The following is a 14,887-nucleotide window of genomic DNA, read 5'->3' on the forward strand; positions in this document are numbered from 1 at the left end:
TAGGACCAGTGTAACCCCACCATGCTTGTCAGAACGGCTACTCGAATTGCTCAGTGCTCATACAGCTCCAGCGGCAAACCGTCGGGATCGGCGAAAAAAGTGAAGCGCTTGCCGGTGAACTCATCGATACGGATGTCTTCCACGGCGACGCCTTGGCCGCGCAATTCCTGCGCCGCCAGGGCGACGTCGGGCACCCGGAACGCCAGGTGGCGCAAGCCGCAGGCTTCCGGCCGGCTCGGGCGCGGCGGCGGCGACGGGAAAGAAAACAGTTCTATCTGCACGCCGTCCGGGGTGCGCAGGTCGAGTTTGTAGGAGTCGCGCTGCTCGCGGTAGGTTTCGGCGACGATGGCCAGGCCCAGCAGCTCGGTATAAAAGCGCTTGGAACGCTGGTAATCGGAGGCAATGATGGCTACGTGATGGATGCCGGAAATTTGCATGGGTAGTCAGGCGGGAGCTAGGTATGAAAAGCGGCCGCAGGCTTGCCGCGGCCGTCCAGCCCCGACTATACCTGACCAATCCCGCTCAAGCCTAGCAGCGCGCCGGCGGCCAGCACCCACAGCGGATGCACCTTGCTCTTGTAGGTCGCCAGGGCGCACGCCGCGGCGATCAGCGCCAGGCCCCGGGCATGGGTCGAGGCCTCGGTAATCAGGGCGGCGCTGGCAGCCACCAGGCCGACTGTCATCGGCACCAGCCCGGCTTGCACCGTAGCGCGCCATGGGCGGTCCTTGAAGCGCTGCCACAGGTGCAGGACGACGCCGGTCAACAGCGACGAGGGGCCGAATTTCGCCAGGCTGGTGACCAGTACCCCAGGCCAGCCGGCGACATGCCAGCCGACCAGCGTCACCACCATCATGTTCGGCCCCGGCGCGGCTTGCGCCAGGGCGAACATGGCGCTGAAATCCTGGGGCGACATCCAGTGGTGGATGTCGACCACCTGGCGCTGCATTTCCGGCAGGATGGTGTTGCCGCCGCCAAAAGCGAGCAGCGACAGCTGGCTGAAAATCGTTGCAAGGGCGAGCAGGGTATCGGTCATGACGGCAGCTTCCAGATAGCGATCACGCTGAGCGGCGCCAGCACCAGCATGGTTGGCAGCAAGGGCAGGCGCAGCAGGGCGATCGAGACAAAAAACAGGCAGGCGATAAACAGCGGCAGCGGCTTTTTCAAGATCGGCACCAGCATTTTCAGCGCCATCGAGATCAGCAGCCCGGAAGCCGCCGCGGCCAGGCCGGCGAACATGTGCTGCACCGAGGGATTGTCCTGGAAGCGCTGGTAGACCACGCCAAGCGCAATCACGATCGCCGACGGCGCGGCGATCAGTCCCAGCAGGGAAGCCAGGGCGCCGCCGACGCCGCGGAAGTGCAAGCCTATCGCGACAGACAGGTTGATGATATTGCCGCCCGGCAGGAACTGGCACAGGCCAAGCATGTCGGTGAACTGCGCCGGCGTCAGCCAGCGGCGCTGCTCGACGATCATGCGGCGCGCCAGCGGCAGCACCCCGCCGAATCCGATCAGTCCCAGCATCAGGAAGCCGGAGAACAGTTCGCGGGTGGACGGCGCGGCGCGCGCCATGTCCTGATTGGTGGTGATGGTTTCTGTAGTCATTGCATATTATATTGAGGCTCAAACATTGGCGACGATGAAAAGCCGCTTGAACGGCAGCAGCGTGACGCCGTTCTCGCGTTGCGGATAGGCGTCCCGCATCGCCTCGGCATAGGCGGTGCGGAAGGGCGCGCGCTTGTCTTCCGGCAATGCCTCCAGGTAAGGCCGCAAGCTGGTGCCCGCAGCCCATTCGGCGACAGCGTCGGCGCCGCGCAAGGTATGCAGGTAAGTGGTTTCCCAGATATCCAGCTTGCCGGTGCGGGAACTCAGCAAGTCGTAATAGTTTTCAGCGCTCAGGATCGAAGGCTGTTGCGGCACACCGCGCAGGTAAGGCGCAAACGATGGCGATCTGGCAAGTTCCAGCTGCATTTTCCTCAGCGGCGCATCGTGCATCGCCGGCATCTGCACCGCCAGCCAGGAGCCGCCGCGCAGGAATGACAGCAAGCGCGGAAACAGGGTGGGATGGTCGGGCAGCCACTGCAGCGTCGCGTTGGAGTAAATCACGTCCAGCAATCCTTCCGGCTGCCAGCGCGCCAGGTCGGCGCGCTCGAAGCGGCATTCCGGCACCGCGGCGGCAGCAGCTTCGAGCATGTTGGCCGAGCTGTCGACGCCAAGCACGTCGGCTGCCGGCCAGCGTGCCTTTAACAGGGCGGCGATGTTGCCGGTGCCGCAACCGAGGTCGACTACCCGCTGCGGTTCCTGCTCGGGGACATACGCCAGCAGATCGAGGGCGGGACGCAGGCGTTCATTGCCGAAGTGCATGTACTGCTTGGCGTCCCAGAAATCGGTGGTCGCATTCATGTCTTCTCCTAGAATTTGTCACAAGGTGGAGTGTTGGTGCAATTTCCTGGTATTTTTCGGAAAAATCATTCGTTTCACCCTAAAGAGCGATGAATATTGATTCGATAGACGCATGTTACAGAATTTTTAAAGCCTCACAAATCGACTTTTTTACTGCTTGTTTGTGATCTATAATCACAAGCATGTCTCGTCAACTACCACCTCTGCAAGCGCTGCGCGCATTTGAAGTCGCCGCCCGCTTTGAGAATTTCTCTGCCGCCGCCGAAGAGCTGCACGTGACGCACGGCGCCGTCAGCCGCCAAGTGGCGGCGCTGGAAGCCTGGCTGGGCATGCAAGTGTTCCATCGCATCGGCAAGCGGGTGCAGCTGACCGACGACGGCCGGCGCTACCTGCTGACCGTGCAGGCCGCTTTCGATAATATCGCCACCGCCACCAGGCAGCTGCGTGAATCCGGGACGGTGCGCGTATTGCACATCAACTCCTTGACGACCTTCGCCATGCGCTGGCTGCTGCCGCGCCTGAGCGGCTTCCAGCGCCTGTATCCGGGGGTCGAGCTGAAATTGTCGACCTCTGCCGCGCAGCAGCCCTTGGGGGAGTCGGGCGAGCTGTTCGACGTTGCGATACGGCGCGGCCCGGGGCACTGGCCGAACTGCGTCAGCGGCGAATTCCTGGGCGAAAGCGAGTTGCCGGTCTGCAGCCCGGCATTGCTGGCGCGTGCGCCTATCCGGGCGGCCGGCGACCTGGCCGCGCATACCTTGCTGCATTCGGATACGCGCCCCGACGCCTGGCCGGAATGGCTGGCGCAAGCCGGCGTGGCGCCGGCCCTGTGCAAGAAAAAGCAGTCGTTCAATCATTTTTACCTGGCTTTGCAAGCTGCCGTCGACGGTCTCGGCGTGGCGCTCGGGCCATTGCCGCTGATTGCCGACGAGCTGGCCAGCGGCCGCCTGGTGATCCCGCTGGCTGAACCGGTGATCCGCGCCAGGAGCTACTGGTGGATAGTGGCGCGGCATCAGGCCGAGGTGCCCTTGATCAAGCATTTTTGCGACTGGCTGGAGCAGGAGTCGCTGCGCTGAGGCGGGCTTGGTGGCGCGGATCCCGCAAATAATGATGCATAATGGCAACAGCCATTTTGGACTCGGCTCAATTTACATAAAAAATAATGAGGAGACAAAAGTCATGCGCCATATCCAGTTCAGCCGTTCTTTGAAATTGATAGCCGCGGTCCTGTCGAGCCTGGCGCTCGGCGCTTGCGGCGGTGGCGGCGGCAGCGATAACGTCGTCCCGCAATCGAAGGCGTTTACCGCCGACGGCGGGGTATCTTCGTTTTACCTCTGGAGCGGGACTGTTCCCGCCACCCCCGGCGTACTGCTGCAGCAGGAACCGTTGCCGGCCGGCCAGGTGCTGTCGAATGCCGCGCAGGCTGTGCGTATCCTGTACAGCTCGACCGATGGCGACGACGGCAAGACCGCGATCTACGTTTCCGGCGACTTGCAGCTGCCCAAGGGCGCGCCGCCGGTCGGCGGCTGGCCGCTGATCGCCTGGGCCCACGGTACGGTCGGCGTGGCCGACGTCTGCGCGCCGTCGTGGACAGTGCGCGATCCGCGCGATGTAGATTACCTGAATGCCTGGCTGGCGCAAGGTTATGCGGTGGTGTCCACCGATTACCAGGGATTGGGCACGCCCGGCCTGCATCCCTACCTGCATGCGCGGCCGGAAGCCTACAGCGTGCTCGACAGCATCCGCGCGGTTTCCAAGAATTTCCCGCAGCTGTCCGGTTCGGTGGTGATCGTCGGCCAATCGCAAGGGGCGCAGGGAGCGATTGCAACCGCCGCCTACGCGCCCAGCTACGCGCCCGAAATCAAGCTGCTGGGAACGGTCGCGACCGGCGTTCCTTACCAGCTGCAAAGCGTGCTGGCTTATCTGAACGCGCTGACGACACAGGTGCCCACCACCGGCTTCACCTCGGTGCTGGGGACGCTGGAAGCCTATGCCTGGCTGGGGTACGCCACCGCCGAACGGGTGGTGCCTGGCTTCCTGCTGTCGGATCACCTGACTGCCAAGGGCAAGGCGTTTTATGCGGTGGCGGCGAGCCAGTGCCTGGGGCCGATTGAAGACAACATCATGCAGAACAAGCTGGTCACTGCCGATGTGTTCAACGGCGACGTCACTGCCTGGGCTACGCAAACCTTGCAGTCGTCCAACTATCCGACGGTCAAGTTCGCGGCGCCGGTATTTGTCGGCACCGGGACCCTGGATACCGATATCCCGACCGTGGTCCAGTATCAGTTTGCGAAAGACGCTTGCACGGCCGGCAGCACCATCGAGCAGCATTATTACGCCGGCCAGGATCACGACGGCACGGTACTGGCGTCGCTGGTCGATTCAAAGCCGTTCGTGCAGAAACTGTTTGCCGGTCAGCCGATCACTTCGAATTGCGCGGCGCTGACGCCGCCGCCCTGACTGTTTCAGGGAAGAGGCTTGGCCGCGAGGTCGATGCGGCGCTGGATGCGCGCCTGGGCTTCGCGGTCGGCCGCGGCCTTGGCGCGTTGCAATTGCACTCCCAGCCAGGCCAGCAAGGGCCGGCGCCAGCCTTGGGCCGACGCTATCTCGACCGCGTTGGCGATGTCGGGCGGCGTCAGCCGTCCGCTTTGCAGCAGGGCGCCAGCCGCCACCAGGCGCGCCAGCGGATCTTCGATATCGCCGATGCGGCCGCTGCTGACCACTGCCCTGTGCTGAGGCGGCAGCAAACCAGGGTCCAATCCCTGCCACTGGCCATTCAGGTAAGCCGCATAACTGCGCTCGCCGGCGTCGGCGTCCGGCGCCAGCGGCTGGAACCCGGCGCAGTTGTCGAATTCCAGGCTGGCGGCGCGCGTGGCGCAGCGCGTCAGTTCGACGCGCGCTACCAGATCGGCGCGGCCGGTGCTGGCGACCGCATCGCGGGCGCGTGCGAATTCGACGTCGGCAACGCGCGTATTGCCGCTCAAATAGGCTGACGAAAAACTTTGCATGGAACCGAAGGCGTTGCCCTGCCATTCAGGTGCGGGCGGTTTGCTGCTGCAGGCGGCCAAGGTCAGCAATGCGGCGCCGAAGGCGAGGGGGGAGGCGATCTTCATGGCAGTTTGAGCTCCGTGTTGCGGGCGAAAGGCCATTTGCGGTTGATTTCGTCGACCAGTTGGGTCACCTTGCGCAAGCTGGCGTCGACTTCGGCGCGCAGTGCGCCCAGGTCGTTGCTGGCGATACGGGCATTGCTGCCTACCGCTTGCGCCTCGGCCAGCACGGCGTCCACTTTCTTGAGGCTGGCGCGGGCATCGCTCAATACATTGTTGAGCTGGACAACCGCGGCTTGCGCATCGTCCATCACGCCGCGCTGGCCGGGCTGGCCGAATACGCGTTGGTCGGCCTTGGTGAGCAGCGCATTGACGCGATCCAGCGTAGCGATGATTTTCTTGGCATTGTCGTCGCTGCCCAAGGCGCCGCCCAGCACGCCATATTGTCCGTTCAGGCGGCCGGTGACGGCCTGCACATTGGCCAGGCTGGTGTTGAGGCTGGAATCGGCGGCGGTGATGGCCTGCAGGTTTTCCAGCAGTTCCCTGGCGGTCGCCACCAGGCGCGGGATTTCCGCCGCGGTATCGCCGCGCAGCACGGTGCGCACCGAGTCGGGCGGCAGCAGCGGATCGTCGAGCACGCCGGTAAAGGCGCGGATGCGGGTGTCGCCGACCAGCCCGCGCTCCAATGTAAATACGCTGCTGGTGCGCAGCCAGTTGGCGTCCTTGCTCGGGACGTCGATCAGGATGCGCGCCTTGCCATCCGAACCGAGATCGATGCGTTGCACGCGGCCGATGGGAAAGCCGGAGAAGGTCAGGTCCATGCCCACCAGCACGCCCTCGGAATCGTCAGCCACCAGCACCAGGCGCTGGGTGGATTCGAATACCCCGCGCGCGTACATCACGTACAGCACAAAACCGCACACCAGCGCAGCCATCAGGATCAGCAGCAGCAGCGCCTTGAGCTCGACATTGGCGGGTGGCCGGACAGAAGGAGATTCGGGGGCAAGTGCCATGGTCGCTTTCCAGATTAGATGTATTTCACTGCCAGCGCCCCGACTTCGATCAGGACCAGCACGAACAGCAGGCGCGTGGCGCCTGGCTGCAGGGTGGATGACAGCGTGGTGTTGCGGCGCGCGCTTTCAAGAATCGCGGCGGTCGGGATGACCGCCACCGCCAGTCCGAACAGCAGGGTCTTCAGGGCGAAACCGAGCGTAACCGCCGGATCGAACACCCGCCCCACGGTACGCGTGTAATCGAGCAGGCCCCAGGGCGTGACGCCGTAGACATTGATATACGCCAGCAGCAGGACAATCATGCCGCTCACCGTGGCCAGGCTCATCACCGAGAAGGCGCTGGCAATCACGCGCGGCACCAGGTCCAGCTGCAATTGTGCGATGTCTGGCGCGGTTGCGGTCTGGCCGGCGGCGGTCGCCGGCAGTTGCGCGCCGTTGAATGCCAGGCCGGCGCGCAGCGCCACGAACAGGGCTGCCGACAGCGGGATCAGTTCCAGCACCAGCACCCGCACCATCATTTCCAGCGCATAGCGCGACAGGCCGTAGCTGAGCGCGGTGACCAGCACGATGCGGATCAGCACCAGGCTGAGCAAGGTCGACAGCACGGTGAACCAAGGGAGGATCTGCCACGTGCCGCTATAGATATAGCGGTAGGTCGCGCTGCGGTTGGCCCGGTGATAGGTCGACGGCGACACGCCCATGGCCAGCGCGATGCCGACCAGGTGCAGCATATGCCACCAGCTGCTCAGGGTGCGCATGAAAGTCACGGCCCATTGCTCTGGTTTTATGTAGCGGGACGGGGTTGGATACATAGCGCAATGATAACGCAGCAACACTGGAAACAGGCCTGTACGGATTTCTTTTTAATGCCGCTGGATTTGTGTTTTTCCCGCTGCGGTCGTCTACCGGCAATAAAAACCGATATGCTAGACTTTCTGGCAAGAATCGGCTGTTGGGGATTTTCTGGAACCCGTATCAATTTCACGGAAAGAGAAAAATGACTACCTTGCTATCGCTGAAGAATATTTCTTGCGCCGCCGGATTTGCGCTGGCCGGCATGCTGGCTTCCAGTCCCGCGCATGCGCAAACGACCGCGTCGATCGACGGCGCTATCGCAACCGCCTCGCAGTGGGTGGCGCTGGCGGACAGCAACCAGGCCGAGCGGATGTGGAGCAGCAGCGGGCCTGCCATGCAAAAAAGCACCAGCAAGGAAGACTGGCTGAAATACCTGAGCGCGGTGAAGAACGAACTGGGGCCATTGGGCAGTCGTCAATGGGCGCAGATTGTGCATGTGACCAATCCACCCGATTTGCCGCCGGGAGAGTATTTGAATATCGCGTTTACCGGCCGCTTCGCCAAAGCGCCGACTGTCGAAAAAGTATCGATGGTGCAGGCCGGCGACAAATGGATACCGGTCGGTTACGTGATCACGAAATTTGAACCGGCTGCGGCGGCCGCACCGGCAACTGCAGATCCCAAAAAATAAATCGCTCGGTCGCTACTGCTGTGCGATCTCTGCGCTTCACTTCATCAATTATCAGCAGTACGCAATCAGCGGGCGCAGGCGACTGCCGCGCGCGCTCATTGCGCTGCTGTGATCGATCGGATCCTGGAGCGTCAAGCGGCTCCGCGGTACGTGCTCAAATCTGGTGTAAGCCGCTGCGGGCCTTGCGGTTGAGGTGTGTGCTTGGGCCTCTGCGAATCGGCCACGCTTTCCACGCCGTCGGCGGCAATCGCTTCGAGGAAGCCGAGAACGTTACGGTAATAGTCAACCCGCATTTCCGCTTCCAGCAATTGCCTTTCTGACTGATACAGCGCCAGGCGCGTATCGCGGAGTTCATTTTCTGCCAGCTTTTCAGGCGTCTGGATATATTTTATCGCCAATCTGTTAAGCCATCCCATGTCGGCACCTCTTTTGTATGGAGACGATTTGATCATAGATCGTTCTTGGCAAATAAACCTGATAATTGACATCATTTAACTATCTTGTTGCGCAATTTCCACGCCAATATTTATGTGAAACAGCTGAATATCGTCTTCGCGAAAATGCAAGGCATAACAAACAAGATGTGCGCCAGGCAGGTGTCGACAATTGGCGCGCGATTGCGCGAAGCTGTCGCTTTGCGCGCGTTCATCCTGACTGGAATCATTTTCAACCAGGAACCCTGATGCCGGCGCGCATCCTGGGCGAGCCGGCAAGCCATATGCGGGCTTATGCGGTCAGCGTACTGTCGAGCCGCGGCAGCACTGCTTAGTGAATCAAGAGCGGAGCGCGGTACGACTTGACCCGGTCGAGCTTGGCTGCATACAGGTCGTGGTCGTTGCTGGTCGTGCTGTTTTGCATGGCGATGCTCAAGTGCTTGACCGCCTGGTCGATTTCTCCCAGGCGCAGGCAGGCAATGCCTAGCCAGTACTGGAATTCATGATAGTAGGGATCGCGCGCAATTTCCCTGCTGAAGTGCAGCTTCGCGGCCTTGTAGTCGCCGGCGCGCATTGCCGCCATGCCCAGGTTGAATGCCTGGAAGGGGGCTTCCGGCTGCAATTGCGCCAGCCTGGCTGCCAGCGGTTTTGCTTCCGCCGATTTGCCGAGATCGTTCAGGACGCCGATCAGGTTGAAGATGACCACGGTGTTGTCCGGCTCGCGGTCATGTACCTGGCGGAATGTGCGTTCGGCTTCCTGCAAATTGCCGTGGCGCCGGTACACCACTCCCAGCGTATTGTAGGAAGCGAGGAAACCCGGGTCCTGCCGGATCGCTTCGCGCGCCCACCAGTAAGCGTCGTCCAGCCGATGCATGGCGAGGGCTTCGGCAGCCTGGTTATTCATGTACATCGCCACCACGGTGTTCTCTTCGATGTCCAGCCGGCGCTGGCCTTCGGTATCTTCCGGCGGCAGGAAATCAATCGTCATCAGGCGGCTATGGTCGAGCGGGGTGCGGATGGCGCTGGGCCGTTTGCCGAGGGTGAGGTTGACATGGCCGCTGGCAAAATAGAGGTCGTCGTTGCGGCTCCATGCCTGGTCCATGAGTATGGTCTGGTAGCGCACCGGCAGCCCCAGTTCCTTGGCGAAGGCAGCGGTCATGATCACCAGCGACAGGCAATTGCCGCTGCGCGCCGCAAAGGTCTCGGCGGCATTGCGGGTGTGTTCGGAACTGTATTCCAGCTGCAGCTGGTTCTTGCTGTACAGCGCGTCGAACAAGCCTTGCTGTATGCCCTTTACACGCATCTGGTGGGCATTCTCGTCCCTGGCCAGGTATTGGCGCATGGCGTGGCTGACGGCAAATACATCGTCGGCGCTGATGTGCTGCGAAGGTGGGGCAAACAAGCGGTCGCTGAACAGCTTGTCAGCTTGCGGCGCCGGCGGCGGGGCCGCGCAGGCGGCGAGCACGAGACATAAAGACAGGATTAGCCAGCGTTTCATCTGGGGCCGCCGCTCGGTAGGATGTTCCAATATGCAGCTTGCAATGCGCTGCTTCCAATATATACCTGAATCGCTCAGGCCGGGTGTCCCATGATGTAGTGTTCGAGCTGCTGGATGATGAATTGCTGCTCCGAAATGATGTCTTTCACCAAGTCGCCGATAGAGATGATGCCGACCAGCTTGTCATCGTCCAGGATCGGCAGGTGGCGCAGGCGATTCTCGGTCATCAGCGCCATGCATTGTTCATTGGTATCGTCCAGGCGCACATACATGACGGAGGACGTCATGATGTCGCGCACCGAAGTGTCGGTCGACGAGCGGCCCTTGAGTATCATCTTCCTGGCATAGTCGCGTTCGGTGACGATGCCGACGATTTTCCCCTGCGCCGTCACCAGCAGCGCACCGACGCTTTTGTCCGACATCATCTTGATGGCGTCGAACACCTTGGCGTCAGGAGCAATCGTGTAGACGGTTTGGTTCTGCTTGGTCTTGAGAATCTGCGCGACGGTTTTCATCAGTCATCCCTTCAGACAAACCTGCAATTCGAGTAATTATTTTGCGGCCCTGCTTAGTCTAGAAAGTAGCCTTTTCGTTTTCAAATTGCAAGCATCTTCAGTACGGGCGCGCGTTGCGGCTGACAATTCTGACAGTAGTAAAAAGATGGGCTATTATATTATTATTGCAGTGCGGCAATAATTCTTTGGCTGGCGAAATTGAACCATAGGCGGATAAGGCGCTCTGTTTGTGGGGCCCGACGCAGCGGATATTCCCGCTATGGAGGCAAGTCAATGCAAGAAACAGGAAATCTTCTTTTAATGACAACGTATTTCAATGGTCGTTTTGCCAATGACCGATTTTAGTTTTACCGCCGTGCTGAAAAAAATACAGAAGTCAGATGCAGCAATAGCTTTGCCGCGCCGATCGGATATCCGGCTCGCGATATTTTTTTTTGCAAGCGCATTAATCGCATGCATATGGGTGGTTACCTTATATGACGAAGCCAGCGAAACGCAGCGCGAACTGGAAAAAGTCGGGCGCGATGCACAGAACGTGGCCCGGGCGTTCGATGAAAATATCAGCCACGTCATCGAGCAGGCCGATGAAGCCAGCGACCTGCTGAAATTCCAGTACGAGCGTTTCGGCGCAAAAATGAACAGTCTCGAATATCGGGACGCATGGCTAATGCAAGGCAATCTCGCGAACCGTTTTTTTATCCTTGACGAACATGGAAAGCAGATCTACGCCAACGACGATATCGTGCTCAACGACGGACTCATCGCAGGCCATATGCAATTGCACCAGGGGCACGATTCCGGCCAGCTGATGTTCCTCGCCAAACCGGTGCGCGATCGTGTCTCGGGGGAATGGTCGATGCAAGCCAGCCGACGCCTTAACCGGCCCGACGGCAGCTTCAGCGGCATAGTCGGCGTCTCGATAAGCAACGAGGCGGTGACGCGTTTTTATCACCAGATCAATGTCGGCCGCGACGGCGCCATCAGCGTGGTCGGCGATGAAGGCACGATCAAGGCGCGCGAGCCGAACGGCGCCAAGGCGATCGGCATGGATTTTTCCGGCAGGCCGTCGTTTGCGGTGATGAGGCAGCACAAGCAAGGCTACCTGACCAGCAACGGCGTGGTCGACGGCAAGCAGCGGACGTATGCCTATCGCCAGCTGGAAAATTACCCGCTGATGGTGATCGTCGGCATTTCGGTCGAGGAAGCGATGCAGCCGTTCTACAACAACCGCTTTCGCGGTTATGTGCTGGCGGCGTTTTCCACCGGAGTGGTGGTGGTGTTTACCGTCTTCATCCTGTTCATGGCGAACGGCCTGGTGAGCACCGGGCGCGTGGCGACTCTTGCCAACCAGGCCAAGTCGCAGTTCCTTGCCAATATGTCGCACGAATTGCGCACGCCGCTGAACGGAATTTTGGGTTATGCGGAACTGTTGCGGGAAGATCTGGTCGGAACCGACGAGCAACATTTTGCGCAGGCAATACATGACAGCGGCACGCATCTGCTGTTGCTGGTCAATACCGTGCTTGACCTGGAGCGGATCGCGGCGGGGAAAATGGAAGTTTTCATCGCGTCCGAAAATTTGCGCGAGCTGATGCAGAAAATTGTTGCCAGCCATGCGTCCACCGCGATGCGCAAGGGGATCGCCTTGAGGCTGGTGCTGAGCCCGGCGCTGCCGATCGAGTTTGCCTGCGATCGCGGCAAGCTGATCAGGGTGCTCAACAACCTGATCCACAATGCGTTGAAATATACGGATCAGGGAGCGGTAACGGTGCGCGTGCTGCAGGGCGACGGCGTGCTGATATTCCGGGTAGTGGATACGGGCGAAGGCATCCCGATGGAACTGCAGCGCGTCATCTTTGAAAAATTTGCCCAGGTGGACGGCTCGGACATGCGGGCGCAAGCCGGCAGCGGCCTGGGCCTGGCGCTGGCCAAGGAACTGGTGAAATTCATGGGCGGCACCATCGCCGTACGGTCGCGGGTCGGCAAAGGTTCGATTTTTGCCTTCACGATACCGGTTTGAACAAGGCTTTACAGTGATTAGGTGTTAATGAAAAACATATTGGTAGTGGATGATAATCCTCTCAACAGCAACCTCGCCAGGATCATCCTGACCAGGGCGGGACATACGGTCCACGTGTTTGCCGGAGCTTCCGAGGCTCTGCGTTATCTGGAAAAAAATACAGTCGATGTGGTGTTGACCGACGTCGGCATGCGCGATATAAACGGAAAAGAATTCTGCCGCCTGGTCAAGGACGGCAGTCACGAGGTGGTTCCTCGCATGGTGGCGTACACCGCATTTGCGATGGAGGAGGAGTTGTTGTCGATCCGGGCGGCAGGTTTCGATGCCGTAGTCATCAAGCCGGCGACCCGTGTCCAGATCCTGGCAGCAGTGGATCCTGCCAGTTGAAGCGCCGTCTCGCCTTGTTTGATATGGCGCTTCAGGAACATAACCAACCGCCGACCATGCAATCTTATATCTGCCATCACTTCAGCCCGGAAATGTTTTTAAAGCATTCCTATAACGACAAAGGCGTTTTTGTCGATTTGTGCAAACTGTTTCTGCAAGTCGGCAACGAACAGTTCGCGCGCCTGAAATCGGCCGTGCAGGCCGGGAATGTAGGCGCCACGACGCAGGAATGCCATGCGCTCAAAGGCACGCTGCTCATTTCTGGCGCCGATGCCGCCGTGCGCATGCTGGATCAGATAGAGATCGAGTTCAACCGGAAAAAACAGGTCTGTGCAGCGGAAAAAATCCTCGAGCTGCAAAATGAAATCACGCTTACGATGGATGAAGTGCGCGACTTCCTGCTGGAGCTGGAAAGCCTGGAGCTCCAGCACTGAAGCGTCAGGGCGCCGGCAGTTGCGCCGGCGGCTCGCAGCATTTTTCCACGGCGTGGCGGCGGCTTTCAGCAGCCAGCGCGGAATGGCCCGACAATAACAATGCAGCCTTGTCGATCAAGAGTTGGGTCGGTATCGGCCGGGCAAAAGAAGCCGCCAGCAGCAGCACAAAACTGACTGCCATCAAGGTGCGGTTCAATACCGGCTTGGGCAGGCTTTCAGCGCACCAGATGAAAGCGAGGCTGACTGCGCCGCCCAGCAGCCAGCCGCTGAGGGCTTCCGAGACCGAGTGAAAGTCCAGCACTACGCGCGACAGGCTGATCAGCGCCGCGAAGGCCATGCCAGACACTACCGCAAGCTGCCGCACGGCAGTGGTTTTCTGCTGGAACAGGAAATAGAAGAGCAGGGGGATGATCGCCGCGGAGCGCATGGCGTGGCCGCTGAAACCGGTGAAATCCAGTTCGTCTATGCCTATGCCCCAGCCGACGAACGCAATCTTCGAGGCGGCGACCAGCAGCAAAGCGGAACCGAACAGCAGGCACCAGGCCCAGAACAGACGTTGCGCGCGTGCCGCCAGCAGCCACGCTGCAATCGCAACGGCGGCGGGAAGCATGATGGTGCTGCCGCCGACTTTGGTGATACCCATCCATGAAAGCATAAAACTCATTGCCTAATTAGCGGCCAATACCGGTCTCCTGCGATACCAGCAGGTTGATCTGCGCTGATCGCGCTATTTTTACTTGAGTTGGTTCAAGCAGCGGATGCTGCACGAGCCTGGCGCGCCTTGCGTGCCGCACAGCCGCGCAAGAAACCGCGCAGCTCTTCGAACACGATAGGCTTCTGGAAAAACAGGACCTCATCGGGCAAGCCGCCGCGCGCATCGAGCTCGTCCCTGCTGAGCGTGGTGAGGACGGCGATGTCGATATGCCTGAGGTCGGGATTGGCAAGCACCGTTTTGACAATCTCATAACCGTCGATGCCTTCCATGACGATATCGAGCAGCAGGATGTCGTACTTGCGCTGGGCGATTTCTATCAGCGCCTGGTAGCCGTTGTCGCAAAAGCGCGTCTCCAGCGCGATATCCCAGGAAGCGATCTGCTTCTCATACACCATCCGCTGCAAGGCATTGTCTTCGACGATCAATGCGCTCAGTGTCGAAGACAGCGCGGTACGGCCCTTGTCCATCGGCAGGTCGCTGCGTTCGGCCTTCAGCGCTTCGATGGCTTCGCGCGGAATGCGGCGGTGTCCGCCTTGCGTCTTCCATGCCACCAGAACCCCGCGCTCCACCAGCTGCTGCACCGAGGTGACGGAAATTCCCAGCAGCTTGGCTGCTTCTTGCGTAGTGACATCGCTTTGATTGAGTTTCACTGCTGACATTGGGCGATTGATTGGGCGGTTAATTGGGCAGTTAAGGAGTTAGGCGGCGCGGGACAAGCTGCACATTCTATCAAACGTATTTATCGGAACGCATTTTATCAATTTATCAAATAGCTGCCACCAACTGATTGGAGGAGCGTCGCGCCAGGTAGTTCAGGCGTCTTTGCCGCCTGAAATGCATTTAATTGCCCGCGGATTGAATTATCTCTGGTCATCCAAATAAAAAATACTATAAAATCGTTGAAATCGGTATTTATGTGATTTTAAACGATTTTTGTT

General features: G+C 60.0%; 19 protein-coding genes. 7 read left to right on the forward strand and 12 right to left on the reverse strand.

The window, feature by feature from the left end:
* Positions 1-50: 50 nt before the first annotated feature.
* The 4 genes from gloA2 to V8G57_RS20065 form a co-directional block, all read right to left on the reverse strand.
* Positions 51-437 (reverse strand): SMU1112c/YaeR family gloxylase I-like metalloprotein, encoded by a 387-nt coding sequence (gene gloA2 / locus V8G57_RS20050; protein WP_092392503.1) that lies wholly within the window; start codon positions 435-437, stop codon positions 51-53.
* 65 nt (positions 438-502) lie between these two features.
* Positions 503-1,033 carry a chromate transporter gene (locus V8G57_RS20055; RefSeq protein WP_342830850.1) on the reverse strand — a complete coding sequence of 177 codons (531 nt, stop codon included), beginning with the start codon at positions 1,031-1,033 and terminating at the stop codon, positions 503-505.
* Complete coding sequence (locus tag V8G57_RS20060) at positions 1,030-1,602, reverse strand: chromate transporter (protein ID WP_092392507.1); 573 nt, start codon at positions 1,600-1,602, stop codon at positions 1,030-1,032. The genes V8G57_RS20055 and V8G57_RS20060 overlap by 4 nt, the downstream gene beginning before the upstream one ends.
* An 18-nt stretch (positions 1,603-1,620) precedes the next feature.
* The gene (locus tag V8G57_RS20065) at positions 1,621-2,400 is read right to left on the reverse strand and encodes a methyltransferase domain-containing protein (protein WP_342830852.1); all 780 of its coding nucleotides are present in this window, start codon (positions 2,398-2,400) and stop codon (positions 1,621-1,623) included.
* Positions 2,401-2,582: 182 nt separating this feature from the next.
* Between V8G57_RS20065 and V8G57_RS20070 the strand changes: the two genes are divergently transcribed.
* Positions 2,583-3,473, forward strand: a complete 891-nt coding sequence (locus V8G57_RS20070) for a transcriptional regulator GcvA (protein WP_092392511.1) — start codon at positions 2,583-2,585, stop codon at positions 3,471-3,473.
* Between the two features lie 103 nt (positions 3,474-3,576).
* Entirely contained in the window at positions 3,577-4,860 is a 1,284-nt protein-coding gene (locus tag V8G57_RS20075) for a lipase family protein (protein ID WP_092392513.1), read from the forward strand.
* Between the two features lie 5 nt (positions 4,861-4,865).
* Here V8G57_RS20075 and V8G57_RS20080 read toward each other — a convergent pair whose 3' ends face one another.
* From V8G57_RS20080 to V8G57_RS20090, 3 genes are read right to left on the reverse strand one after another with little or no spacing between them, the layout of a single operon-like run.
* A complete protein-coding gene (locus V8G57_RS20080; RefSeq protein WP_342830855.1) occupies positions 4,866-5,513 on the reverse strand; it encodes a hypothetical protein in 648 nt (215 codons plus the stop codon).
* Positions 5,510-6,460 (reverse strand): MlaD family protein, encoded by a 951-nt coding sequence (locus V8G57_RS20085; protein WP_092392517.1) that lies wholly within the window; start codon positions 6,458-6,460, stop codon positions 5,510-5,512. Before V8G57_RS20085 ends, V8G57_RS20080 begins: the two co-directional genes overlap by 4 nt.
* A gap of 14 nt (positions 6,461-6,474) precedes the next feature.
* Positions 6,475-7,218 carry an ABC transporter permease gene (locus V8G57_RS20090; RefSeq protein ID WP_342830886.1) on the reverse strand — a complete coding sequence of 248 codons (744 nt, stop codon included), beginning with the start codon at positions 7,216-7,218 and terminating at the stop codon, positions 6,475-6,477.
* 239 nt (positions 7,219-7,457) lie between these two features.
* On the opposite strand from V8G57_RS20090, the gene V8G57_RS20095 reads away from it, so the two are divergent.
* A complete protein-coding gene (locus V8G57_RS20095) occupies positions 7,458-7,946 on the forward strand; it encodes a DUF4019 domain-containing protein (RefSeq protein WP_144742467.1) in 489 nt (162 codons plus the stop codon).
* A 131-nt stretch (positions 7,947-8,077) separates the two neighbouring features.
* On the opposite strand, the gene V8G57_RS20100 is transcribed toward V8G57_RS20095, so the two are convergent.
* On the reverse strand, positions 8,078-8,398 hold the full coding sequence (locus tag V8G57_RS20100; RefSeq protein WP_425458310.1) for a hypothetical protein: 321 nt from the start codon (positions 8,396-8,398) through the stop codon (positions 8,078-8,080).
* A gap of 29 nt (positions 8,399-8,427) precedes the next feature.
* Between V8G57_RS20100 and V8G57_RS20105 the strand changes: the two genes are divergently transcribed.
* Positions 8,428-8,715, forward strand: a complete 288-nt coding sequence (locus tag V8G57_RS20105; RefSeq protein ID WP_342830858.1) for a hypothetical protein — start codon at positions 8,428-8,430, stop codon at positions 8,713-8,715.
* Here V8G57_RS20105 and V8G57_RS20110 read toward each other — a convergent pair.
* Both V8G57_RS20110 and V8G57_RS20115 read right to left on the reverse strand, forming a co-directional pair.
* Complete coding sequence (locus tag V8G57_RS20110; protein ID WP_342830860.1) at positions 8,712-9,878, reverse strand: tetratricopeptide repeat protein; 1,167 nt, start codon at positions 9,876-9,878, stop codon at positions 8,712-8,714. The genes V8G57_RS20105 and V8G57_RS20110 overlap by 4 nt on opposite strands.
* 74 nt (positions 9,879-9,952) lie before the next feature.
* Complete coding sequence (locus tag V8G57_RS20115; protein ID WP_342830862.1) at positions 9,953-10,393, reverse strand: CBS domain-containing protein; 441 nt, start codon at positions 10,391-10,393, stop codon at positions 9,953-9,955.
* Positions 10,394-10,856: 463 nt separating this feature from the next.
* On the opposite strand from V8G57_RS20115, the gene V8G57_RS20120 reads away from it, so the two are divergent.
* Genes V8G57_RS20120 through V8G57_RS20130 form a run of 3 tightly spaced genes read left to right on the forward strand, consistent with a single transcriptional unit; the run spans position 10,857 to position 13,234 of the window.
* Positions 10,857-12,413: a cache domain-containing sensor histidine kinase gene (locus V8G57_RS20120; RefSeq protein WP_175500847.1), complete on the forward strand. Its 1,557-nt coding sequence runs from the start codon at positions 10,857-10,859 to the stop codon at positions 12,411-12,413.
* A 27-nt stretch (positions 12,414-12,440) separates the two neighbouring features.
* Positions 12,441-12,800, forward strand: a complete 360-nt coding sequence (locus tag V8G57_RS20125) for a response regulator (RefSeq protein WP_092392531.1) — start codon at positions 12,441-12,443, stop codon at positions 12,798-12,800.
* A gap of 56 nt (positions 12,801-12,856) precedes the next feature.
* Positions 12,857-13,234 carry an Hpt domain-containing protein gene (locus V8G57_RS20130; protein ID WP_342830864.1) on the forward strand — a complete coding sequence of 126 codons (378 nt, stop codon included), beginning with the start codon at positions 12,857-12,859 and terminating at the stop codon, positions 13,232-13,234.
* Positions 13,235-13,238: 4 nt separating this feature from the next.
* Here the strand turns inward: V8G57_RS20130 and V8G57_RS20135 are convergent, their stop codons facing one another.
* Positions 13,239-13,877 (reverse strand): phosphatase PAP2 family protein, encoded by a 639-nt coding sequence (locus V8G57_RS20135; protein WP_175500849.1) that lies wholly within the window; start codon positions 13,875-13,877, stop codon positions 13,239-13,241.
* A 104-nt stretch (positions 13,878-13,981) separates the two neighbouring features.
* A complete protein-coding gene (locus tag V8G57_RS20140; protein ID WP_092392536.1) occupies positions 13,982-14,608 on the reverse strand; it encodes a helix-turn-helix domain-containing protein in 627 nt (208 codons plus the stop codon).
* Positions 14,609-14,887 lie beyond the last annotated feature (279 nt).

This window comes from Collimonas rhizosphaerae (assembly GCF_038896935.1).
In the GTDB taxonomy this organism is placed as follows: Bacteria; Pseudomonadota; Gammaproteobacteria; order Burkholderiales; family Burkholderiaceae_D; genus Collimonas; species Collimonas rhizosphaerae.